Genomic DNA, 21,811 nt, shown 5'->3' on the forward strand with positions numbered 1-21,811 from the left:
ACCGTCACAAAGTGGTCATGTTGCCTTACTACTATTCAGTGGCTTTCCTTTCCCACACTAAAAAACAGGATCCACTTCCGTGAACAAGCCGACCGATTTCGCCCGCATCCCTGCCGAACATGATGATGTCGATTCGAACAACTCGTCGAACGAACACTTCAGCGACGTTCTCCAGAAACGCCTGAGCCGCCGCAGCATGCTGCGCGGCGGCGCTGCAACGGCCGCGACCGCGCTGCTCGGCAGCTTCGGCCTGACCGCCTGCGGCGGTTCGGACGACGATCCTGTCACCCCGCCGCCACCTGCCGGCAACACCCCGCCGCCGGCGCCGGTCGAAAAGCTGCTCGGCTTCACTGCCGTCGGCAAGAGCCTGGCCGATAAAGTGGTCGTCCCGGCCGGCTATACCGCCACCGTCCTGTACGCGCTGGGCGACCCGCTCACCAGCAGCACCCCGGCCTACAAGAACGACGGCACCGACACCGATTTCGAGAACCGCGCGGGCGACCACCACGACGGCATGGAATTCTTCTCGCTGTCCGACAGCGGCGGCGTCTCGACCAGCGGCGCCACCCGCGGCCTGCTGGCGATGAACCACGAAGCCACCACCAACGAAGGCCTGCCGTCGTACTTCGTGCACGCCAACGGCGGCACGAATGCACTGCCACGCCCGGCCGCCGAAGTAGACAAGGAAATGGCCCTGCACGGCCTGTCGGTCCTCGAAGTGCGCAGCAACAGCGGCAAGTGGGAATACCTGTCGGGTTCGACCTTCAACCGCCGCGTGCACCAGCAGACCGAAGTCCAGCTGTCGGGCCCTGTGCGCGGCAATGCCCTGGTCAAGACCAAGTACTCGCCGGACGGCACCAAGTTCCGCGGCACGATCAACAACTGCGGCACCGGCCGCACCCCATGGAACACCTATCTGTCGGGCGAAGAAAACTGGGCCGGCTACTTCACCCGCTCGGCGACCGACAACGCCGCGCGCGGCGACAAGAGCGTCGCTTCGCTCAACCGCTACGGCATGTCGCAGGGCGCGGCCTCGCGCCACGGCTGGGAAACCGGCGGCGCGGACGACAAGTACCAGCGCTGGGACCTGAGCAAGAAGGGCACCTCGCTTGATGGCAGCGACGATTATCGCAACGAGCTCAATGGCGAAGGCTATATCGTCGAGATGGACGCCTACGACAAGACCCGCGCAATCAAGAAGCGCACCGCGCTGGGCCGCTTCGCCCACGAAAGCGCCTCGTTCGGCCGCCTGATCGCCGGCCAGCCGCTGGCAGTCTACATGGGCGACGATTCGCGCGGCGAATACATCTATAAATTCGTGTCGACCGCACCGTGGAACCCGGCTGACTCGGTCGCCGCCGACCGCATCGCCACCGGCGACAAATACCTCGACAGCGGCAAGCTGTACGTCGCCAGGTTCAATGCCGACGGCAAGGGCCAGTGGATCGAGCTGACCATCGCCAACGCCGCCATCGCCGCTTACGCGAACTACAAGTTCGCCGACCAGGCCGACGTGCTGGTCAACGCCCGCCTGGCCGCCGACGCCGTCGGCGCGACCAAGATGGACCGTCCGGAATGGTGCGCGGTGAACCCGGCCAACGGCGAGATTTACTACACGCTGACCAACAACAGCAACCGCCGCGTCGAGCCGAGCAGCTCGAGCCAGGTCGCCCCGGATGCCGCCAACCCGCGTTCGTACACCGACATGAAGGGCACCACAGCCCAGCTGGGCAACTCGAACGGCCACATCATCCGCGTGCGTGAAGACGCCGCCGGTTCGACCGCCACCAGCTTCGCCTGGGACGTCTACCTGTTCGGCGCCGAAGCCGCCGCCGATGCGTCGCGCATCAACCTGTCGGGCCTGACCAACGACCAGGACTTCTCGAGCCCGGACGGCCTGGCCTTCAGCACTTCGACCGGCATCTGCTGGTTCCAGACCGACGATGGCGCCTACACCGACGTCACGAACTGCATGATGGTGGCCGGCCTGCCGGGCAAGGTGGGCGACGGCAAGAAGGTCACCCTGAGCTATCCGAAGACCGACGGCTCGACCCTGAACGTCGACACCTTCGTCGGCAAGGCCGCCAGCGCCGATACGCTCAAGCGCTTCCTGGTCGGCCCGGTCGGCTGCGAACTGACCGGCATCACCGAGACCCCGGACGGCAAGGCGCTGTTCGTCAACATCCAGCACCCGGGCGAGACCACCGCCGCCGCGAACATCGGCGATGCCAGCAAGTACACCAGCCAGTGGCCGGCGAATGCGGGCTACGGCGCCGGCAAGCGTCCGCGCTCGGCGACCCTGGTCATCACCAAGAACGACGGTGGCCGTATCGGTTCGTAATGTAAGGTCGTAAGGTAGAACGGGCCGGTTGCGCAAGCAGCCGGCCCGTTCCTTTTATGGCGCGCAAGACGGAATCGGCCGCGCCATGTCAGCATCGAGCGGACCGACCAACGAGGAGCCGCCATGCCTGCCCTGCCGCTATCGACCTACCTGCGCCTCGCGCGCGCCAGCGCCGCTTACGACGTCGTGCAGATCCTGCCCTTCGCCACGCCCTGGACCTTCGCCCTGCTGCTTGACCGGCTGTCGGCGCTGAACGTGTGGCTGGGCGGCGCGCCGCTGCCGCCGTTCGCGCCGCTGCACCTGTTGTTGTCATCTCTCCTCGGCACCTTGGTGCTGCTGTGGTGCGCCGTGCGCCTGAAGGAACCCAGCCTGCGCCTGGGCCGCTTCGACGGTCTCGGACGGCTGCTGTTCGCGTTCTGGATAGGCTGGGCGATGCTGGAGGCAGACCTGCCGGTGCTGTGGCTGTTCCTGGTTCCCGAGCTGCTGTGGGGCGTGGCGCAGTGGTGGCCGGTCGCTCAGGCGAGCGGCAGCAGCACGCCGCGCGCCGCCTTCACCAGCGACATTCCCATGCGCTCCAGCCGCGGCGGCTGAATGCGCCAGGCGTGCCAGTACAGCGGCACGTCGTGGTACAGGGCCGGGGCGAGGTCGACCAGTTCTCCATTCTCGAGAAACGCGCCGCACTGCTCCTCCGGCAGCATGCCGTAGCCCATGCCGTGGCGTACCGCGTGGACGAAGGGATCGCTGGCCGGCACGTAGTGGAACGGATAGGCGCCGTCCGGCAGGCCGAAGTGGGTGAGCAAGAAAGAAGACTGCATCGCATCCTTGCGGTCGAACACCACCAGCGGCGCGCGCTGGGCCGTCGCGCGCGTCATCCCATCCGGGAACCAGCGCCGCGCGAAGTCGGGCGAGGCCACCATCCGGTAGCGCATCACGCCGAGCGGGCTGGCGCTGCAGCCGCGCATTGGCTCCGTCTCTCCCGAAATGCAGGCCACCGCATGGCCGCCCTCCAGCAGCGCGAAGGTATGGCCCTGGTTGTCGAGGACGAATTCGGCCAGCAAGCCTTCCGCATCCAGGATCGGCGCCAGCACCGGCAGCAGCCAGGTCGCCAGCGTGTCGTTATTGACGGCCAGCGTGACCCGCGCCGGGCCGGGATCATCCTTCATCCCGGCCAAAAATTCCGATTCGAGCAGCGTCGAGCGGCGCAGGTATTGCAGCAGCCGCGTGCCGGGCGCGGTTGGGCGGCAGGGACGGCTGCGCACCAGCAGCGGCGTGCCCAGCTCTTGCTCGAGGGCCGCGATGCGTTGCGAGATCGCCGACGGCGTCACCTTGAGCTGGGCGGCGGCGCCTTCGAGGCTGCCGCAATCGATGGCGGCCAGGAAGGCGGCGCTGCGGCGGGGATCGATCGTCATGGATTAGAGTTTCTTAAGTAGCCTGAATAATCATAAATATAATTGAAGTAAGCCTGCCGGGCTGGGATAGTGGCGTCTTTACAGAAGGAGGCGGCCATGTTCTCGCATCAGGTTTATCTACAAGGGCTGGTCCTGGGCGCCGGCCTCATCATGGGCATCGGGGCCCAGAACGCCCATGTGCTGCGCACGGCAGTGCGCGGCCGGCACGTGCTGCCGACGGTGCTCACCTGCATCGTGGTCGACGTGATCCTGATCGCCGCCGGCACCGCCGGCCTGGGCGCCCTGATCGAGGCGTCGCCGCCCCTGATGGCGTTGGCGCGTTACGGCGGCGCCGCCTTCCTGATCTGGTATGGCCTGCGCTGCTGGCGCAGCAGCCTGCGCGGCGGCGCCTCGCTGGCGGCCGACCCGTCGGCACAGGCCCAGACCCTCGGCGCGGCACTGGCCACCGTGCTGGCGCTGTCGCTGCTCAACCCGCACGTCTATCTCGACACCGTGGTGCTGCTGGGCGCCGTCGGCAGCAGCCTGGCGGCCGAGCAGCGTAGTTCTTTCGCGTTGGGCGCCATCACGGCCTCGATCCTGTGGTTCACGGCGATCGGCATCGGCGCGCAGAGGTTCGCCCCGGTACTGGCGCGACCGGCGGTGTGGCGCGTGTTCGAGGCCCTCACCGGCGCCATGATGCTGATGCTGGCGGCGTTGCTGCTGATAGACAGCTAAGCAAATAAATGGGTGAGTGAGATGTTGTCCGGTGTAAAGTTGCCATTTGCCCATCTCACCGCCCGGAGGCTGCTTGAACCGCTTGACCCTGAAAGTCCTGACCCTTTGCCTGGCCGCCGCCGGCCTGTCTTCTGCCCATGCGGCCGACGTGATCATCAGCGCCGACCGCCTGCTCGACGTCAAGAGCGGCCGCATGATCCAGAACCCCGAGATCCTCGTGCGCGACGGGAAGGTCGTCAGCCTCAAGCCGGATGCCGCCACGCCGGCCGCCGCCGACGCGACCCGCATCGCCCTGCCCGGCATGACCCTGCTGCCCGGTCTGATCGACATGCACGTGCACCTCGATTCCGACCCGACCTACGGCGGCTACAAGGGGCTTGAATACAACGACCGCTTCTGGTCGGCGCTGGCCGTGGCCCATGCGGGCAAGACGCTGGATGCGGGCTTCACCACGGTGCGCAACCTGGGCGCCTCGGACTGGAACGACGTCGGCCTGGGCCAGGCCATCGCCGCCGGCAAGGTGCGCGGTCCGCGCATCGTGCCGGCCGCCTGGTCGTTCGGCGCGACCGGTGGCCATTGCGACAGCACCTACTTCCCGCCGTCGATGGAAGAGAAGAACAAGTACAACGCCGACAGCCCGGACGAAGTGCGCAAGTCGGTGCGCGAACTGCGCAAGTATGGCGCCCAGGTGATCAAGGTCTGCGCCACCGGCGGCGTCTTCTCGCGCAATACCGAACCGGGCCAGCAGCAGATGACGCTGGCCGAACTGCGCGCCGCGGCGGAAGAAGCGCACCAGTGGGGCCTGCAGGTGGCGGCCCACGCCCACGGCGCGGCCGGCATCAAGGATGCGATCCGCGCCGGCATCAACACGATCGAGCACGCGAGCCTGATCGACGACGAAGGCATCGCCCTGGCCAAGAAACACGGCGCCTGGCTGGCCATGGACATCTATAACGGCAGCTACACGGCGGCCGAGGGCAAGAAGAACGGCGTGCTGGAAGATAATCTGCGCAAGGACCGCGAAGTGACGGAGCTGCAGCGCCAGAATTTCAAGAAGGCGCATGCGGCCGGGGTCAAGATGGTGTTCAGCACCGACGCCGGCGTGCACCCGCACGGCGGCAACGCCAAGCAGTTCGCCGTGATGGTCCAGTACGGGATGACGCCGCTGCAGGCGATCCAGACCGCCACCGTCAACGCGGCCGAGGCGCTGGCGCGCAAGGACGTCGGCGTGGTCGAGCCGGGCCGCTATGCCGACATCGTGGCGGTGAAGGGCGATCCGACGGTCGACGTCACCCTGCTCGAAGCGCCGGCGGTGGTGATCCAGGGCGGCGCCATCGTCAAGGGCGGAGCGATCTAAAGCGCATCCAGGCGCTCCAGGGATTTCAACAGCGGAGCGCAGCGCTCCTTCACGAGCGCATGCAGCAGCTTCACCGCGGGCGAGAACTGCTTGCGGTGCGGGCACACCAGGTTCAAGGGGGTGGCTTCGCCGGGGACTTGCGGCAAGACCACCTCCAGCCTTCCCTCCGCCACGTCGGCGCAGACGTCGAGCCACGATTTATAGGCGATGCCTTCGCCCGCGACGGCCCAGCGCCGCACCACGTCGGCGTCGTCGCTGACCAGCGACCCCTTGACCTGCACCACCTGGTCTCCTTCAGGCAGTGGGAAGCACCAGCGGTCATAGATGCGCCCGCGCAGGCGGTAGGCCAGGCAGGCGTGCGAGGCCAGCTCGGCCAGCGTTTGCGGGCGGCCGTACCGTTCCAGGTAAGCGGGAGAAGCGATCAGCACGCGCCGGTTCTCTGGCGCCACCGGCAGCGCGATGAAGCTGGCGTCGTCGATCTGGCCGTAGCGCAGCGCGATGTCGACCGGATCGCGGAACACGTCCGCCACCTGGTCCGACACCAGCAGCTGGATGTCCAGTCCCGGGTGCGCGCGCCTGAACTCCGCGATCCACGGCAGCAGCACGTTGCGGCCGAAGTCGGACGGCGCCGCCACCTGCAAGGTGCCGGTCAGGGACGCATTCTCGCCGCGCATGCCCTCATGGCCATCGCGCAGCGCCTGCAGCGCATCCTGGGCAAAGGGCAGGTAGCGCTTGCCCTCGTCGGTCAGGCGCAGGCTGCGGGTCGAGCGCGCGAACAGGCGCACGTCGAGTTCGCGTTCCAGCCGTCCGATCGCTGCGCTGACCTGGCCGGGCAGCAGGTTCACTTCGCGCGCGGCCTGCGAAAAGCTGCCCAGGGCGGCGGCGCGCACGAACAGCGACAAGTCGTCGAGCCGGATCATTTTCTCTCCCACAGTGAAAGTGAAACCCTGCCGTGGCGGTGTTTCGCGGCCCGGCTCTTCTCTAGAATCGTTGTCACTGTATTGCCCCCACTTTATTCCTGGAGAAGAAAATGAAAGCGATAGTCTATACCCAACACGGCCTGCCCATTGACGACCCGCAGGCCCTGATCGACACCGAGCTGCCAATGCCGCTGGCCGGCCCGCACGACCTGCTGGTCGAAGTGCGCGCCGTCTCGGTCAATCCGGTCGATACCAAGATCCGCCAGGGCTCCGCGGTGAAAGAGCCGCGCGTGCTGGGCTGGGACGCCAGCGGCATCGTGCGCGCCGTCGGCGCCAAGGTGACGCTGTTCGCGCCGGGCGATGAGGTGTTCTATGCCGGCTCGATCGTCCGCCCCGGCTCCAACAGCCAGTTCCAGACGGTCGACGAGCGCATCGTCGGCAAGAAGCCCGCGAATCTGGGCTTTGCCGAAGCCGCCGCCCTGCCCCTGACCTCGATTACGGCGTGGGAGTTGCTGTTCGATCGTTTGCGCGTGCCGGAAGGCGGCGGTGAAGGCAAGTCGCTCCTGATCATCGGCGCCAGCGGCGGCGTCGGTTCGATCCTGACCCAGCTCGCGCGCCGGCTCACCAGGCTGATCGTGATTGGCAGCGCCTCGCGCGACGCCACCCGCGAATGGGTGACCAAACTCGGCGCGCATCACACGGTCGACCACACCCGCCCGATGCAGCCGCAACTCGAAGCACTGGGCTTCGCCAACGTCGACATCGTGATCAGCCTGACCCACACCGACCGCCATTACCAGGACATCATCGACGCGCTGGCGCCGCAGGGCCAGCTGGCGCTGATCGACGATCCGGCCACGCTCGACGCGGTGCCTCTCAAGCGCAAGTCGATCTCGCTGCACTGGGAACTGATGTTCACCCGCTCGATGTTCGAGACGGCCGACATGGTGCGCCAGCACGAGCTGCTGAACCGGGTGGCCGCGATGATCGAGGACGGTACCTTGATCACCACGCTGGGCGAGCACTTCGGCACCATCAATGCCGCCAACCTGCGCCGCGCCCACGCCCTCATCGAGAGCAACCGCGCGATCGGAAAAATCGTGCTCGAAAACTTTTAAGTCTCGGATCGCTTAAGATCGTCGGATTGACCATCAGAAGGAGCACCATGAATATCCTGTCGGCCGCACAAAAACGCCATACCGCCAAAGCCTACGATGCAGAGCGCCGCATCCCCGAAGAAGTGATGCAGCAAGTGTACGACCTGCTGCGCAGCAGCCCGTCGTCGGTGAACTCGCAGCCATGGCACTTCGTCGTCGCCAACACGCCGGAAGGCCGTGCGCGCATCGCCAAGGCGGCGCAGGGCGACTATTCCTATAACGCGGCCAAGATCAACGATGCCTCGCACGTGATCGTGCTGTGCTCGCGCATCGACATGGACGAGGCGCACCTGGAAGCCCTGCTGGACCAGGAACAAGGCGATGGCCGCTTCCGCGACGCCGCCGCGCGTGCCGGCCAGGATGGCGCCCGCCGCGGCTACGTCAACCAGCACCGCTTCGGCGGCAAGGACGTGGCGCAGTGGCTCGAGAAGCAGGTCTACCTGGCGCTGGGCACCGCGCTGCTGGGCGCGGCCACGCTCGAGATCAACGCGACCCCGATGGAAGGCTTCGACCAGAAGATCCTGGACGAGGAGTTCGGCCTGAACGCGAAAGGCCTGACCAGCCTGGTGCTGGTGAGCTTCGGCTATTCGTCGGAGAGCGACTTCAATGCCGGCCTGCCGAAATCGCGCCTGACCCAGGAAGCGACCTTCACCTTCATCTGATCGTGTGACTTTCGCCACCTGCGGGTGGTGTTCGTGAAAACGGCGTGCAGCAATGCACGCCGTTTTCGTTTTTCCCTCGGGTTCGGCCACACGCATGATGGCCTAAATCGAGGTATATACGGCCAACGGGCCGTGCTTCGTCTCCGTAGACTGTTTCCATCGACAACGAAACACCAACAAGGAGAACGACATGACCACGACCGCACAAACCACCGCCGCCCTGATCACCGGCGCCTCGACCGGCATCGGCGCCCGCTACGCCCAACGCCTGGCCGAACGCGGCTACGACCTGGTGCTGGTGGCGCGCAACCAGCAGCGCCTCGAGCAGGTCGCCGCCCGGCTGCGCGCCGAGACCGGCCGCAAGGTCGACATCCTGGCCGCCGACCTCACGCAAGGCGCCGACCTGCGCCGCGTGGAAGAGCGCCTGGCAAACGATGCGTCGATCACCCTGCTGCTGAACAATGCCGGCCTGGGCGCCACCGCCAGCATGCTCGATTCGAGCGTCGACGATCTCGACCGCATGATCGCACTGAACGTGACGGCGCTGACCCGCCTGACGCGCGCCGTCGTGCCGCGCCTGGTGGCGCGCGGCCAGGGCACCATCATCAATATCTCGTCGATCGCCGCCGTCGCTCCCGAGGTGCTCAACGGCACCTACGGCGGCAGCAAGGCCTTCGTGCTGGCGCTCACCCAGTCGCTGCAGCACGAAGTCGGCGCCAAGGGCATCCGGGTCCAGGCCGTGCTGCCGGGCGCCACCGCCACTGAATTCTGGGACCACGCCGGGGTGCCGGTCGCGCACCTGCCGCAAGAGATCGTGATGCCCGTGAATGACATGGTCGACGCCGCCCTCGCCGGGCTCGATCAGGGAGAAGTGATCACCATCCCGGCCCTGCCGGACAGCGCCGACTGGGATTCGTTCGAGAACGCCCGCCGCGCGCTGGGGCCGAACCTGTCGCACACCAAGCCCGCCGCGCGCTACGCCGCAGTCCTGTCCAACGCCGCCTGATTACCGCTATCTCAAGGAGAACACCATGCAACTCACCGACAACACCATCCTCATCACCGGCGGCACCTCGGGCATCGGCCGCGGCCTGGCGGAAGCCTTCCACAAGCTGGGTAATACCGTGATCATCGCGGGCCGCCGCAAGGCGCTGCTGGACGAAGTGGTAAAGGCCAATCCGGGCATGCACGCGGTCGAGCTGGACATCGCCGACCCTGCCAGCATCAAACAGGTCGCGGCCCAGCTCACGCAGGACTTCCCGAACCTCAACGTGCTGGTCAACAACGCCGGCATCATGCCCTTCGACGATGCGGCCGGGACGGTCGACGAAGACGTGATGCTGTCCACCGTCACCACCAACCTGCTCGGTCCGATCCGCATGAGTTCCGCGCTGCTGGGCCACCTCAAACGACAGCCGCGCGCCACCATCATCAACAACACCTCGGTGCTGGCCTATGTGCCGCTGGCCGCGACCGCCGTGTACTCGGCCACCAAGGCGGCGCTGCATTCGTACACGCTGTCGCAGCGCTTCATGCTGCGCGATACCTCGGTGACCCTGCAGGAGATTGCCCCGCCATGGGTGAACACCGATCTTGTCCACAAGGGCGACGATCCGCGCGCCATGCCGCTGGATGACTTCATCGCGCAGACCATGGCGGGTCTTGCGACCGGCAAGGAAGAAGTGGTGGTGGAGTCGGCCCGGCCGATGCGCGCCAACGCGGGGGCCGGCGAACACAAACTGGTGAATGAGTTCAACGCCTACCTGGCCTCGAACCCGATTCCGACGCACTAGGCAGCACGCAGTTCGAATTCTCCAGGACCATCTCTTTGTAGATGTCGAGCGGCGGCAGCCCCAGGGCTGCGCGCCGCGCTTCCACTTTCTCGCGGTCGTCCATCGTGTTGAAGTCGAAATTGCAGGGCTGCTCGGACGGCGCCATCAACTGCGTCCCATACAGCTGCGGCCGTTTTTCGGCCACCGCGACCCGGTCCGCCAGGTAGGCGAAGCTGCGGCGTACAGGCTCGCCGCGCTGCGCGGCCATCTTTTCGAGCAGGGATAGCGTGTACTTCTGGAACGCCACATCGTGGTCGGCATGCTGGACCAGCAGCCAGGCATTGTCCTGGGCCTTCTCGCCATGCCGGTCCTTGTCCGGAAAACCGCATTGTTCGAACAACGCTTTCAGCCACGCCGTATTGGCACGGTCGACGATGCCCATTTGCTGCATCAGTTTTTTCTGGTCTGGATCATTCATCCGGCTGAAGTCGAGTCGTGCGCGCAAGGCCTGGTCGGCGCTGACCCGTGTGGCGAGTTCTTGCTGATAGTCGTCGCAGGCGGCATGCGCCGACGAGTGGAACAGGAAAGCGGCAATCGCGATCCCCAAGGTGGGCGGGAAACGGTGCATCGGTGGTCTGGACGAAGTGGAGGAATGGCCGAGTGTATGCCTGCGCAGGCGCCCCGGTCCATTCCTCTTGCATGAATCGCAGTTCAGGGGTCGAGCGGATCCCATGGATCGACGCGCAGCGAGCGCACCGACGGCGTGAATTCCACCTCGTACGGCGAGTGGCGCTGCCCGACGGTGCCCGGATCGTAGCCGAGTTCCGCCGGATTGCGTGCCGCGAACTCGGGGCTCGAGATGTAACGGCTCTGGCTTGAATTGGCGACGATCAGCGTCGGCTTGTCCAGCGGCGCGCCCATCGCGTGCAGGCGCCGGGTGGCGTTGCGCAGATTGGTCGTGGTGTGGCGCGCATAGGGCTCGATCACGATGCGCTCGGCGGGAATCCCGAAGCGCTCGACCAGCGTCTTGCGCATCTCCACCGCCTCGACATAAGTCGATCCTTTCGGGTGCACGGCGGCGCCGCTGGTGATGATGAAGGCCACGTCGCCCTGCGCGAAGCGGCGCGCCGCCAGTTGCAGGTGCAGCTTGCTGCGCGCGCTGATCGAGAGCGCCGGGTTCTCCGGGCCGACGCCGGGGATGATGATCGCCGAGTAGCGGTAGCGTTGCCAGTCGGTCTTGCCCGCCAGCGCGAACGGCGCCGCGTTGTGGGCCTGGTCGAGCGGCTCGAACAGCACCGCGTCGCGCCGCTCGTTGGCGTCGATCAGGGCGATGGCCAGCGCGATGCTGGGGTCAAGCCGCACCGCCGGGTCGTGTTTGCCGGCGTCGGCCAGCCAGATCGCATCGGCCACCGAGGCCTTGAAGCCTTCGCCGTCGACCTTCTCGACGGGGCCGTCGATCATCGGATAGCGCGATTGCGTGCCGAAGCCATAGGTCTGCAGCACGGCGTTCAGGCCGCGCAGCTCGCGCACCACCTGGGCCCTGGCGCCATCGTCGGCCAAGCCGGGCGGCTTGCCGGATGCCGGCACGGCAGCCGCCACCGCATCCATATCGGCATCGGTCCACGTGGCCGCCAGCAGCAGGCACTTGGGCGCCAGCTCGCAGGCGTCGAGACGCTTCCTGCGTTGCTCCAGTACGGCGGCCAGCGCGGCCGGCGCGCGCTCGGGCTGGATCGAGGTCACCAGCGGGAACATGCGCCCCGCCATCAGCGACCAGTGGCGGTCGACCGCGGGTGCGGCATGCAGGGGGAGTGCGGCAGCCAGCGCTGCCGTGAGCATCAAATGTTTGATCATCGTGTTACCAAGCCTTGCTGATGGAGAAGCGCGCGCTGCGCCCGAACACCGGGCGGCCATAGATCGCCACGCTGCTGCCCTGGCCCGCCAGCGCGTCGGTGCGGGTATTGCCCTCGGTGAGGCCTTTTTCGTTCGTCAGGTTGTCGCCGGTGAGCTGGAATTGCCAGTCGCCGCGCGTGACCGTCACACCTGCGCCGATCGTGTGGAACGAAGACAGCTCGGTCGCGTTGAAGAAGTCGACGTAGCGCTTGCCCATATAGGCCACGCTGCCGTAGACATCGACCGCATTGCCGCCAAGCTTGAAGCTGTAGCTGGGGCGGATGTTGCCGAACACCTTGGGCTGGCGGATCAGCTGGTTGCCGATGATCTTCGACGGGTCGGCGCCGGTGGCGCTGGCGAAGTCGCGGTACTCCGGTTCCTGCACCGTCAGCGAGGCATTCACCACGAAGCGGTCGGTCAAGTACCAGGCGCCGTCGGCCTCCGCGCCCTGCACCACGGCCTTGCCGTAGAACGGCACGGTCTGGTCGTTGCGGCCGGTGACCGGGTTGAAGGCCACGAACGAGGCGTTGAGCGGATCGAAGTTGGTGCGGAAGGCGGTCACGTACAGGTAGGAGCGTCCGAAGTTGGCCTTGACGCCCACCTCGTACTGGTCGGCCTTGGTGGTCAGCACCAGCGGGTCGACCGATGAGGCCACGTTCATCGTCGGCGGCACTTCCAGGTGCGACACGCGCGCATAGCCGCCCAGGTTCGCGCTGAAGTCGTAGTTGGCGCCCAGGGTCCAGTTGGTGGTGCGCGGCTTGTAGACGTGCGACTGGCGCGCACCGGTGAAGCGGCGCGTGGTGTCGTCGGCCAGGGTCGTGCCGTCGCCCAGGTTGGCCTGCGCGGTGAGCAAGGCGTAGCCGTCGTAGCGGTAACGCTCGGTGCGCACGCCGGCATCCAGGCGCAGCTGGTCGTTCACGGTCCAGGTGTCGTTCAGGTACAGCGCCCCCATGCGCGCTTCGACGTCGCCCTGGTTCAGGGTCGTGGTGTAGCGCAGCACGCCGTTGTCGGTGACCGAGCCGAGCACCGCGCCGGAATCCGAATACGCCACCAGGTCGAGGGTACGCGGGCGGCCCTTCACTTCGATCAGCATATCGTTGTAGACCGACTTGCTGGTGGTGCCGTAGGCGCTGGCATAGAAGCCGGCCTTCACGTCATGGCTGCCGATGCCGGTGTCGAAGGTGCGCGTCAGGTTGACGTCGGCCTGGTGCGAATAGAAGGTGGCGCCCATTGCCCGGTACTGGCCCTGCATCACCAGGCCCGAATCCTGCGCCGGGTCATAGGCTTGCGCGCCGTTGCTGCCGGCGACCGCATAGCCCAGGCGCGCGACCGGCCCAAAGGCGGCTTTGGCGGAGTTCATGAAGCCGTTGGCGAAGGTGGTCGCGTCGGTCGGATTGGAGGTGGAGTAGAAGGCGTCGAAATTGAGCTTGCCGCGGGTGGCGCCGGCCTTGGCCGACAGCTGCCAGGCGCCGAGGTCGCCCTCGTATTGCAGGCCCAGGTTGCCGAATTCCAGGTGACGGCCATCGGCCAGGTCGCGCGTTTCGGTGTGCAGGGCGCCCGCGCCGTCCAGGTATTGCTGCGGCACGCTGCGCAGGGCGGGCGAATTCATCGTGCCGTCGAAATAATCGATGTAGCGGTCGAGCGAGACCGCCGGGTTGCGCGGATCCGAGACCGGAATCGGCAGGTAGAAGGTGTTGTGGTCGTTCAGGTAGTTGGCGCTCAGCTTCCAGGTGCCGGTGTCCGTTACGTGCTTGATGTTGGCGCGGATCTGGCCGCCGCGGTCGTTCGGGAAGCCGTTGTCGCGATGGCCGTCGTCCTCGCGAATGAAGCCGCCGAGAGCGTAATAGGTCTTGTCGTCGATCTTGCCCGACTGGTAGGCGTCCAGGCGCTTCAGGCCCGTGGTGCCGACCGTGACCCGGGCCTTGCCCATGGTCTTCTCGGAGCCGGTGACGGTGGTGTTGTTGACGATGGCGGCGGCCTGGCTGGCATAGATCGGCGCCGGGCCACCGCGCACGATTTCCACGTTCCTGGTCATCAGGTCGTAGCGGTTCATGCTGTCGCCGCGGAAGAAGAAGCCGTTAATTTCGGTCATCAGGGGCAGCCCGTCCTGCTGGAACAGGGCGTAGCCATCGTCGGTCGGGATGCCGCGCACGCGGGTCACGTTCTGCACTTCGCCGCCGGTGGCCTCGACCTGGATGCCGGGCATCTTGCCCAGCAGGTCGGCCATGTTCAGCGGCGCCAGCTTCTGGATGTCGCCCTGCGACAGGGAGTTCACCGCATACGACACGTCGAAGCGGCGCTGCGGGCGCGCCGAACCGGTGACTACCACCACCTGGGCGCCCGTGGCGGCATCGGCATCCTGGCTCGCGGCCGGCGCCGGAGTTGCCGCCGCAGGGGCTTCCTGGGCTGCGGCGCAGGGGCCGAGCACCGCGAGGGCGCCGAGTGCGCAATGCAGCGCGAGGGTCATTCTTGTCTTGATCATGGAATCGTCCTGGATGGAATAAAAGTCAACATGAGCAGAATACGGAGCGTTTTTGACCGGATTATTTATTACTCGTAAAATAAATAAAATCCATAAAGACGAAGACCGGACGATGAAAGCTGCGCGCCTGCATTTGCCCTCGGAAGAGAAACGCCTGCTCTGGCACCTGCGCATGAAAGGCCCGATGCCGCGCACGGAACTGGCGCTGGCCCTGCAGGTCAGCAACTCCGCACTGACCAAGCTGTCGCACAACCTGATCAGCCTGGGCCTGGTGGAAGAACGGGAAGCGACCGAGGCACCGACGCGGGGCCGGCCGACCATCCCGCTCGGCATCTCGTCCCAGGGTGGTTTCGCCGCGGGCGCGACGGTGCACAAGGGCGTGCTGGAGATCGCCCTGGTGGACTTCTCGGGCGAGATCATCGCGCTCGTCAGCGAACAGATCGGCACGCCGGGCCCGGCCGAATTTTCCGCGATCGTACAACGACACCTGGACGTACTCGGCGTGCGTCATCGCTTGCTGGGCCAGCGCTTCTTCGGCATCGGCGTGGGTTTGCCCGGCTCGCCGCGTTCACGCACGGGCGACTCGTGGCATACGGTGAAGGAGCTGCCCGGTTGGAACGACGTGCCGCTGGGGCCGATGCTGGGCGAGGCACTCGGCACGGCGGTCTTGCTGGAGAACGACGCCAACGCCGCGGCCATGGCCGAGTACTACCTGAGCAGCGCCGGGCGCAAGGCGTCCACCGTGGTCGTGATCCTGCTCGGCTACGGCATCGGCGCCGGCGTGATCGAGGATGGGCGGCTGGTCAAGGGCGGATTCGGCGCCGCCGGTGAAATCGGGATGCTCTATCCCGGCCACCTGCCGCGTCCGAGCACGCTGGACTTGCTGGCGGTGCTGCGCGAAGCCGGCTGCGGCATCGAGTCGGTGGCCCGTTTCGACGAGCTCACGGCAGGTTTCGAGACGGTCGTCGAGGACTGGCTCGACCGTGCGGCCAGCCAGCTGGAATTGCTGGTCAACAGTGCGATCGCCTGGTTCGATCCGGAAGACGTCGTGTTCTCGAGTCCCTTGCCGGCCTCGGTGGTGGCGTGCCTGGCCGAGCGCCTGAATGCGATGCCGCTGTGCTGGTCGGCCGAGCGGCCGGGGCAGATCCGCATCTCGGCGCTGGGCGGCAGCGCCATCGCGCTGGGCGCCGCACTGCTGCCGATCCATGCGGCGACGACGCTGGTAGCGGGTTAGCCGCGCTGACATCAGGCTGTCATCCGCGCCGGCTATCCTCGCAGGATGCCAGACCTCCGCGCATGCGCCGCCCAGCTGAACCGTGACCGCCACGTCGTCGGCTACGCATCGGGTAACTTCGGCAAGGCGATTTTCCTCGGCAGCATCGATGTCACGCTGCTGTTCCTGCTGACCGACATCATCGGCATGCCCGCGGCAGAGGTCAGCCTGCTCATGCTGATCGTCTTCCTGGGCGACCTGGCGTTCGATATCGGCGCCGGCATGCTGGCATGTCACGCCGACCGGCATGGCATCGGCTATCCGCGCCTGATCGCCCTGTGCGTCCTGCCCTGCGCCTGTGCCTTCGGCGCGCTGTACGCCTTGCCGTTTTTGCAGGTGCAAGGCTTCCTTCTCATCGCTACGCTATTGCTGCTGCTGCGCGGCAGCTACGCCCTGATCGACGTGCCGCACAACGCCCTGCTGGCGCGGGTGACCGTGGACAGCCACGCGCGCGGCCGCGCTTCCGGCTACCGCACCCTGTTCAGCGCCGCCGCCAGCGTGGTCGTGGCCACCGTGATCGCGCCGTCGATGAATGCCGCGGCGGGACCGGCGGCCCCGGTGCGCATGGCGTGGCTGGGCCTGTGGGCGGGCATACTGTTTTGCGCGACGCTGCTGCTGGCGGCATGGTCGTCGCGCGCCGCCGGCCAGCCGCGCGGTGCGCTTGCGCGGCAGGCCCTGGCCAGCGGCTGGTGGCCGAGGCACGACCGCCTGTTCGGCGCGATCGCAGTGGTGGCGGTGGTGACCGGCTTTGCGATCCCGATGTTCGGCAAGACCCTGCTCTACCTGTGCACCTATGTGCTGCACGATGCCGGCTTCGCCAGTCGGGTGCTCCTGACGCTGGCCCTGAGCGGCATCGCCGGCGCCACCTTGTGGATTTCGCTGGTGCCGCGCCACGACAAGACCACGCTGCTGGCGCTGAGCCACGGCGTGGCCGCCACCGGCATCGCCCTGTTCGCCTGTGCCGGCGAACACCAGGCGCTGCTGCTGGCATGCGCGGCGCTGGCCGGCGTCGGTGTGGCCGGCGTGGCCATGCTGCCGTGGGGGATCCTGGCGGATATCGTCGACTTTTCGGAGTTCCGTTACCGCCAGCGCAGCGAGACCGCGGCGTTCGCCGCCATTCTCGTTCTGCTCAAGGCCGGCGGCATGGCCGCGCTGGCGACGATCGGCTGGACGCTCGGGCAACTGGGCTACGTGCCGGGCGCGGTCCAGGCGCCGGCTGTCGTGCTGGGACTCAAGGCGCTGGCGTTTGGTGTGCCGGTGCTGGGCTCATGCATCGCGATCCTGGTGCTGCTGCGGCTGGATATCGGCCACGCGATGCACGCGCGGGTACGCCGCGTCAACGGCCTGCGCCGCCTGGCGCGCCAAGGCCAGGCGATGTAGTTGGCGCGGCACGGCGCAGCAGCTTTTCCATGAACACCGACTTGAGGTCGACCCCGCAGCGGTGCGGATACAACTCTTCGCGCAGCGACAGGAAGCCGGCGCGTTCGTAGAACGGCACGGCATTGAGCGAGGCCGACAGGAACATGCGGGGCAGGCCCCGCTGGCACGCCATCGATTCCAGCTGCTGCAGCAGTTGCAGGGCGATGCCGCGGCCCTGGTGGCTCGGCTCGACGAAGGCGGCATTGAGTTCGCCGGTATCCAGGTTCAGCACGGCGTAGCCCACGATGCGCCCGTCTTCCTCTGCCACGACGGCGCCGCCGGCCTGGACCAGCAGCGGCAGCGAGGTGGGCGCCGGGGCGGCGCACCAGATGTCGATCACCGCGGCCGGGTAATGGGCGGCGCAACCGGCGCGCACCGCCCGGGTGCGCAGTTCCCACAATGTCGACAGGTCGGCCTGGGTAGCCGGGCGGCGCGATGGCATGGCGTCTCCTTGAATAAGGGCAATACATCTGATACTACACCGACCGCCCGTGTGCCACCTCCTGCGGAGCTACCGTGCGCCTGCGGGTTCCGTTGGCGCCGTGATCCCCTGCGATGGCGAGCTGACGGCGAATTCACGGCTATCGTGCTACAGTCTGTTGCCGCTTTTTAAGCCAACCACGATGCTCAAACATTTCTCCACCTTCGCTGTCGCCTGCTCCATCGCCTGCGTGAGCGCCGGCGCGGCCCAGGCCGCGCTGCCGGTCTACGGTTTTGTCGTCAAGAATACCTACCCCCACGATCCCCAGGCCTTTACCCAAGGCCTGTTCTACCGCGACGGTCACCTGTACGAAAGCACCGGCCAGTATGGCCGCTCGACGATCCGCAAGGTGGAGCTCAAGACCGGCAAGGTGGTGCAGAAGGCCGACTTGCCGAAGGAGGTGTTTGGCGAAGGTTCGACCGCGGTGGGCAACAACCTGGTCGGCCTGACCTGGACCTCGCAGGTCGGCTATGTGTTCGACCTCAAGACCTTCAAGCTCAAGCAGAGCTTCAAGTACGAGGGAGAAGGTTGGGGCCTGGCCAGCGATGCGAAGCAGCTGTACATGAGCGACGGCAGTTCCTTCATCCGCATCCTCGATCCGAAGACGATGCAGGAGCTGCGCCGGGTGCAGGTGACGGCCGAGGGCCGCCCGGTCGACCGCCTGAACGAACTGGAAATGGTCGACGGCGAGCTGTATTCGAACATCTGGGGCAGCGAACTGATCGCCCGCATCGATCCGGACAGCGGCAAGGTGCTCGGGGTGATCGACCTGACCGGGCTGCTGCCGCCAGACCAGCGCGGCACCAAGGAAGTCGACGCCGTCCTCAACGGCATTGCCTGGGACAGCAAGGGCAAGCGCCTGTTCGTCACCGGCAAGCTGTGGCCCAAGCTGTTCGAGATCGAGCTGATGCCGAAGCTTCGGCGTTGATCAGGAGCGGTCGGTGACGTCAATCACTACCTTGCCGAAGTGCGCGCCGGACGCCATGTGGCGATATGCCTCCCGCGCCTGGCCGAACGGGAATACGCGGTCGATCACCGGCTTGACGCCGCCCACGTCCGCGAAGCGCATCACGTCTTCCAGCATGGCGCGGCTGCCGACATAGATGCCGACCAGGCGCTTGGCGCTGGCCAGCAGCGAGGCCGGATTGACTTCGCCGCCGAAGCCGCTGACGCCGCCGATGACGGCGACCGTCCCGCCCATCGCGGCGCTCGACACCGATTTGTTCACCGTCCCCTTGCCGCCCACTTCCAGCACCACCTGGGCGCCGGCGCCATGGGTGAGGTGCAGCACTTCGTCGTGCCACTCGGGAATCGCCTGGTAATTGATCGTGTGGTGGGCGCCCAGCGCGCGCGCCCGCGCCAGCTTGTCGTCGCTGGATGAGGTGACGATGGTGCGCAGGCCCGCCGCGCGCGCCAGTTGCAGGCCGAGGATCGAGACGCCGCCGGTGCCCAGCAGCAGCACGGTATCGCCCGGCTTGACGTGGTTGCTGGAGACGAAGATCGCGTTCCAGGCGGTGACCGCGGCGCACGGCATGGTGGACGCCTCGATGAAGGACAGGCCGGCCGGGACGATGGCCAGCGCGTCCTCGTGCAGGATCACTTCCTCCGCCAGCATGCCGTCGATATCGCCGCCCAGGCCGTGACGCACCTTGTCAGGCGTCGGCCCGCCTTCCAGCCAGTGCGGGAAGAAGGAACCGGCTACGCGGTCGCCCACCTGCACCCGGCTCACGCCGGGACCGACCGCCAGCACTTCGCCGGCGCCGTCCGAGCACGGGATGATGGGATCCTCGACCGACACCAGGTAGTTGCCGCTGGCGACCATCAGGTCGCGGTAGTTGAGCGAGACGGCATGCACGCGAATGCGCACTTCGCCGAGGCCAAGGTCGCGTTCCGGGTAGTCGATGCACTGGAGGCCGTCGATGTTTGCGCCGTGAAGAATCTGGTAAGCCCGCATGCGTAAATCCCCTTCTGGTTGGTCGGTACGCGGCTTATTGTACGCGGCTGCCCGAGCGTGGGACGCCCGCTAGTCTTGTTTGTCAAGCGCGGGCATTGATGATAAATTCAGATTCTTGGTTGCAACTCGCAGAGGAAGAAGATGGAAGAACAAGCAGCTTGGAGATTGCTTAAAACTGTATTGGCGGTAGCCGTCCTGGTCGCGTTCGGCATGGGCATCTGGGGAGGGTGGGCCATGGCGCAAACATATTTTGCGACGAAGGATGCATCCCGCTATATCGGCTTGGCCACCATCAGCCAAAAAATCACGATGAACGCCGCAAACGCCGGCACGCCCAGCGTCATCCAGATCCTGAAATAACGCCAGTACAGCGCCGGCAATGCAGTATCGGTACGCGCCGCCTCCGCCGCCATGTCGCGCATGCGGATCTGCAGCCACACCACCGGCAGCCAGCAGGCGCCGGCGATCACGTACAGGATGATCGACCACATGAGCCATTTGCTGTGCAGCGGATAGCCGGCCAGATAAACCATGTAGAAACCGGTCAGCGGCTGCAGGATGGCGGTGGTGGCCGTGAACAGCCAGTCGGCGATGACGACGTATTTCGCCACCACCGCGATCGCCCGCACGTCGCGGCTGACGTTCGCGAACAGCATGTACCAGGCCGATCCGATCCCGGTGCCGAACAGCAGCGTCGACGAGACAATGTGCAGCCATTTCAGCACCACGTAATCCATTATTTTTCCTCGAGTTGGTACAGCAGCCAGATGGCGGCCAGCATCGGCAGGTTCTTGGTCAGCGGCCCGTAGGGGTGAAGCAGGAATTCAGGCAGCTTGACCGCGATCACGACCGTATAGAACCCGATCAGGCCCAGTTGCGCCAGCCACAGCCAGCGCCGCCGCGCCAGCAACAGGATGCCCAGTCCCAGCAGCAGGTCGAAGGTGGCGGCGCCATACAGCATCACTGGCTGCAGGTCGGGAGGGATGCCGGTGCGCGCCAGTAGCTCATAGCTGGCCTCGACCGGATAGAGGCCGAAGGACACGATCGCGGTCAGGATCCATACTAGCGCGATGCTGTAGCGGAGCATCGGCAGCAGCCAGCCGAGCTTGGCGCGCGCGCGTTCGCCGTCCGGGTCGCCAATGAATTCACTTGGCGCGCGCGGCAGATGCCCGAGCAGCACCGCCGTCTGCACGACGTCGGCCGTGTTATCGCGGTCCAGCATGCCCAGTGCGTCGCGGCTGATCAGCGAACCCGGCAGGATGGCGGCCGACAGCCGCGCCACCGGTCCCGGCAGGGGCAGCACGCGCTGGCGCCCCATGCCCATGCGCGAACGCAGCAGGCCCAGATAGTCTGTGAACGGCATCGCCTGCGGCCCCACCAGCGGCACCCGCATCGAGGTGCCGGCCCCCGGCATCATCGGCAGGCGGTGCTTGAGCAGGCCGACGACGGCCAGCACCAGGTCGTCGATGTGGATCGGCTGCACCAATTGCGCCTTGCTGCCGAAGCGCACCGTGAACGGCATGCTGGCCAGGGAGCGGAAGGTGCGCGCGCTGGCGCCGTCGCGGCCATACACGAGCGAAGGCTGCACGATGTAGGAGCGCAGCGGCAGGCTGGCCAGGTAATCGTCGGCATCGCGCTTGGACAGGTGGTAGGGCGACGACGCATCGCGGTCAGCGCCCAGCGCGGACAGCTGGATCACCATCTGCACGTCATGCGATTCGGCGCAGGCCGCGAACAGCGCGCGCGGCGTGTCGCGGTGCAGGCGGGCGAAATCCTGGCGTCCGCTTTCGCGGAAAATCCCCACCGTGTTGATCACGGCGTCGACGTGCGACAGGCGCGCCAGCCAGGTGGATTTATCGGTATCTTTGGAAAAATCGGCGTGGATATAGCTTAGGTGTCGAGTCCCGTTTGATCATAAACGCGTTTAACGAATAACTCAGGTCGCTTCTGTTGCCATTCCTTGAGCGCGAGGACGGGCGT

Annotated in this window: 20 protein-coding genes; 11 read left to right on the forward strand and 9 right to left on the reverse strand. The window is 66.4% G+C overall.

The genetic code is table 11. The features are described 5' to 3' along the window. Window positions 1-79: 79 nt before the first annotated feature. The gene (locus FVD38_RS11785; RefSeq protein ID WP_147934980.1) at window positions 80-2,341 is read left to right on the forward strand and encodes a PhoX family protein; all 2,262 of its coding nucleotides are present in this window, start codon (window positions 80-82) and stop codon (window positions 2,339-2,341) included. A 123-nt stretch (window positions 2,342-2,464) separates the two neighbouring features. Further along, window positions 2,465-2,932, forward strand: a complete 468-nt coding sequence (locus FVD38_RS11790) for a hypothetical protein (RefSeq protein WP_147934981.1) — start codon at window positions 2,465-2,467, stop codon at window positions 2,930-2,932. Here the strand turns inward: FVD38_RS11790 and FVD38_RS11795 are convergent. Continuing rightward, window positions 2,857-3,750 carry a LysR family transcriptional regulator ArgP gene (locus FVD38_RS11795; RefSeq protein WP_147934982.1) on the reverse strand — a complete coding sequence of 298 codons (894 nt, stop codon included), beginning with the start codon at window positions 3,748-3,750 and terminating at the stop codon, window positions 2,857-2,859. The two genes, FVD38_RS11790 and FVD38_RS11795, sit on opposite strands and share 76 nt — an antisense overlap. Before the next feature lie 96 nt (window positions 3,751-3,846). Here FVD38_RS11795 and FVD38_RS11800 point away from each other — a divergent pair, with 96 nt between their 5' ends. Together FVD38_RS11800 and FVD38_RS11805 are read left to right on the forward strand one after the other, a co-directional pair. Then, a complete protein-coding gene (locus tag FVD38_RS11800; protein ID WP_147934983.1) occupies window positions 3,847-4,464 on the forward strand; it encodes a LysE/ArgO family amino acid transporter in 618 nt (205 codons plus the stop codon). Between the two features lie 73 nt (window positions 4,465-4,537). Further along, window positions 4,538-5,821: a Xaa-Pro dipeptidase gene (locus FVD38_RS11805; protein ID WP_147934984.1), complete on the forward strand. Its 1,284-nt coding sequence runs from the start codon at window positions 4,538-4,540 to the stop codon at window positions 5,819-5,821. On the opposite strand, the gene FVD38_RS11810 is transcribed toward FVD38_RS11805, so the two are convergent. After that, a complete protein-coding gene (locus tag FVD38_RS11810; protein ID WP_147934985.1) occupies window positions 5,818-6,741 on the reverse strand; it encodes a LysR family transcriptional regulator in 924 nt (307 codons plus the stop codon). The genes FVD38_RS11805 and FVD38_RS11810 overlap by 4 nt on opposite strands. A gap of 110 nt (window positions 6,742-6,851) precedes the next feature. Here FVD38_RS11810 and FVD38_RS11815 point away from each other — a divergent pair, with 110 nt between their 5' ends. The 4 genes from FVD38_RS11815 (at window position 6,852) to FVD38_RS11830 (ending at window position 10,353) form a co-directional block, all read left to right on the forward strand. Next, window positions 6,852-7,859 carry a zinc-binding alcohol dehydrogenase family protein gene (locus FVD38_RS11815; protein WP_147934986.1) on the forward strand — a complete coding sequence of 336 codons (1,008 nt, stop codon included), beginning with the start codon at window positions 6,852-6,854 and terminating at the stop codon, window positions 7,857-7,859. Between the two features lie 47 nt (window positions 7,860-7,906). Beyond that, window positions 7,907-8,560: an oxygen-insensitive NAD(P)H nitroreductase gene (gene nfsB, locus FVD38_RS11820; RefSeq protein ID WP_147934987.1), complete on the forward strand. Its 654-nt coding sequence runs from the start codon at window positions 7,907-7,909 to the stop codon at window positions 8,558-8,560. Window positions 8,561-8,750: 190 nt separating this feature from the next. After that, window positions 8,751-9,566 (forward strand): SDR family NAD(P)-dependent oxidoreductase, encoded by an 816-nt coding sequence (locus FVD38_RS11825; protein ID WP_147934988.1) that lies wholly within the window; start codon window positions 8,751-8,753, stop codon window positions 9,564-9,566. 25 nt (window positions 9,567-9,591) lie between these two features. Continuing rightward, window positions 9,592-10,353, forward strand: coding sequence for an SDR family oxidoreductase (locus tag FVD38_RS11830; RefSeq protein WP_147934989.1), 762 nt, complete (start codon window positions 9,592-9,594; stop codon window positions 10,351-10,353). Here FVD38_RS11830 and FVD38_RS11835 read toward each other — a convergent pair. From FVD38_RS11835 to FVD38_RS11845, 3 genes are all read right to left on the reverse strand, one after another. Further along, complete coding sequence (locus tag FVD38_RS11835; RefSeq protein WP_147934990.1) at window positions 10,313-10,960, reverse strand: DUF6624 domain-containing protein; 648 nt, start codon at window positions 10,958-10,960, stop codon at window positions 10,313-10,315. The two genes, FVD38_RS11830 and FVD38_RS11835, sit on opposite strands and share 41 nt — an antisense overlap. A gap of 83 nt (window positions 10,961-11,043) precedes the next feature. Continuing rightward, complete coding sequence (locus FVD38_RS11840) at window positions 11,044-12,183, reverse strand: YdcF family protein (RefSeq protein WP_222706917.1); 1,140 nt, start codon at window positions 12,181-12,183, stop codon at window positions 11,044-11,046. Window positions 12,184-12,187: 4 nt separating this feature from the next. Then, window positions 12,188-14,704: a TonB-dependent receptor gene (locus FVD38_RS11845; protein WP_147934991.1), complete on the reverse strand. Its 2,517-nt coding sequence runs from the start codon at window positions 14,702-14,704 to the stop codon at window positions 12,188-12,190. 112 nt (window positions 14,705-14,816) lie between these two features. Here FVD38_RS11845 and FVD38_RS11850 point away from each other — a divergent pair, with 112 nt between their 5' ends. Then, complete coding sequence (locus FVD38_RS11850) at window positions 14,817-15,938, forward strand: ROK family transcriptional regulator (protein ID WP_147934992.1); 1,122 nt, start codon at window positions 14,817-14,819, stop codon at window positions 15,936-15,938. Between the two features lie 45 nt (window positions 15,939-15,983). After that, entirely contained in the window at window positions 15,984-17,357 is a 1,374-nt protein-coding gene (locus FVD38_RS11855; RefSeq protein ID WP_147934993.1) for an MFS transporter, read from the forward strand. On the opposite strand, the gene FVD38_RS11860 is transcribed toward FVD38_RS11855, so the two are convergent. Continuing rightward, window positions 17,314-17,838: a GNAT family N-acetyltransferase gene (locus FVD38_RS11860; protein ID WP_147934994.1), complete on the reverse strand. Its 525-nt coding sequence runs from the start codon at window positions 17,836-17,838 to the stop codon at window positions 17,314-17,316. The two genes, FVD38_RS11855 and FVD38_RS11860, sit on opposite strands and share 44 nt — an antisense overlap. A gap of 181 nt (window positions 17,839-18,019) precedes the next feature. Here FVD38_RS11860 and FVD38_RS11865 point away from each other — a divergent pair, with 181 nt between their 5' ends. Further along, window positions 18,020-18,805 carry a glutaminyl-peptide cyclotransferase gene (locus tag FVD38_RS11865; RefSeq protein ID WP_147934995.1) on the forward strand — a complete coding sequence of 262 codons (786 nt, stop codon included), beginning with the start codon at window positions 18,020-18,022 and terminating at the stop codon, window positions 18,803-18,805. Here the strand turns inward: FVD38_RS11865 and FVD38_RS11870 are convergent, their stop codons facing one another. The 3 genes from FVD38_RS11870 to FVD38_RS11880 form a co-directional block, all read right to left on the reverse strand. Further along, the gene (locus FVD38_RS11870) at window positions 18,806-19,831 is read right to left on the reverse strand and encodes a zinc-dependent alcohol dehydrogenase family protein (RefSeq protein ID WP_147934996.1); all 1,026 of its coding nucleotides are present in this window, start codon (window positions 19,829-19,831) and stop codon (window positions 18,806-18,808) included. A gap of 272 nt (window positions 19,832-20,103) precedes the next feature. Continuing rightward, window positions 20,104-20,568: a DUF2269 family protein gene (locus tag FVD38_RS11875; protein WP_147934997.1), complete on the reverse strand. Its 465-nt coding sequence runs from the start codon at window positions 20,566-20,568 to the stop codon at window positions 20,104-20,106. Continuing rightward, window positions 20,568-21,647, reverse strand: coding sequence for an SDR family oxidoreductase (locus FVD38_RS11880; RefSeq protein ID WP_147934998.1), 1,080 nt, complete (start codon window positions 21,645-21,647; stop codon window positions 20,568-20,570). The genes FVD38_RS11875 and FVD38_RS11880 overlap by 1 nt, the downstream gene beginning before the upstream one ends. Window positions 21,648-21,811 lie beyond the last annotated feature (164 nt).

The organism is Massilia arenae, assembly GCF_008014745.1.
GTDB classification, from domain to species: domain Bacteria; phylum Pseudomonadota; class Gammaproteobacteria; order Burkholderiales; family Burkholderiaceae_D; genus Telluria; species Telluria arenae.